At 64.7% G+C, this 1,115-nt stretch carries 1 protein-coding gene and 1 pseudogene; both read left to right on the top strand.

Going from position 1 to position 1,115, the window contains the following annotated elements:
• Positions 1–811, top strand: an 811-nt coding sequence (locus EOA33_RS36475) for a ChuX/HutX family heme-like substrate-binding protein (RefSeq protein ID WP_127407780.1), incomplete at its 5' end; no start/stop codon positions are given.
• Between the two features lie 5 nt (positions 812–816).
• A pseudogene (locus EOA33_RS36470) lies at positions 817–1,115 on the top strand (hemin ABC transporter substrate-binding protein); the annotation flags it as partial.

The following is a 1,115-nucleotide window of genomic DNA, read 5'->3' as shown; positions in this document are numbered from 1 at the left end:
CGACAAGGTCGTCACCGGCAACCACAACGCCATGGTGCTCGGCGAGAACATCGACCTGCGCATCTTCCCGAAAGTCTGGGCGCACGGCTTTGCCGTCGAGAAGCGCGACGGCGGCGACATCCGCCGCAGCCTGCAGTTCTTCGATGCTTCGGGCGAGGCGGTGCACAAGGTGCATCTGAGGCCCGCCTCGAACCTCTACGCCTACCATAAGCTGGTGGCGGAACTGGAATCGTCGAACCAGGAGCCGATCGTTTCCGTGTCGGCAAGCGGGAGCGACGACGAGGCCGAGGTCGAGGGGCAGGCGGCCAGCATCGACGATCTGCGCGACCGGTGGAGCAGGCTCACCGACGTGCATCAGTTCTTCGGCATGCTCAAGACGCTGAAGCTCAGCCGCCGCCAGGCTGTGCGCATGGTCGGCCAGGATTATGCCTGGCTGCTCGACAAGGATGCCGTAGCTGCCATGTTCCACCACGCCGCCGAAGGCGCGATGCCGATCATGTGCTTCGTGGGCAACCGCGGCTGCATCCAGATCCATTCCGGTCCGATCAAGTCGGTCAAGCCGATGGGACCGTGGATCAACGTGCTCGACGAGACGTTCCACCTGCATCTCAGGAACGACCGCATCCACGAGGTCTGGGCCGTGCGCAAGCCGACCAAGGACGGTCACGTCACCTCGCTCGAAGCCTACGGCGCCGACGGCAAGATGATCGTCCAGTTCTTTGGCAAGCGTCACGAAGGCGAGGGCGAGCGCGACGACTGGCGCTTCCTGGCCGAAAACCTGCCGCGCATTCCAAGCCCGACCGCGGCCTGAGGACGATGACCATGGTTTCCTTCCCCAGGCTGTCGCCGCTGACGCTCGCCCTGGCGATCGTGCTTTCGCTGCTCCTCGGCGTCCCGCAGGCTCGCGCCGAGAAAGCGGCGGCCTTTGCCGATACGTCGAAGATCATTGCCATCGGTGGCTCGATCACCGAGATCGTCTATGCGCTTGGCGAACAGGGCCATCTCGTCGCGCGCGACTCGACCAGCCGCTATCCGGAAGCCGCACTCAAGCTGCCCGACGTCGGCTATATGCGCCAGCTGTCGCCGGAAGGCGTGCTGTCGGTCAATCCATCGGG

The sequence above is a fragment of the Mesorhizobium sp. M4A.F.Ca.ET.050.02.1.1 genome (assembly GCF_003997725.1).
Classification (GTDB): Bacteria; Pseudomonadota; Alphaproteobacteria; order Rhizobiales; family Rhizobiaceae; genus Mesorhizobium.
The sequence above is the reverse complement of the archived record's forward strand: the minus strand, read 5'-3'. Positions and strand labels throughout refer to the sequence as shown.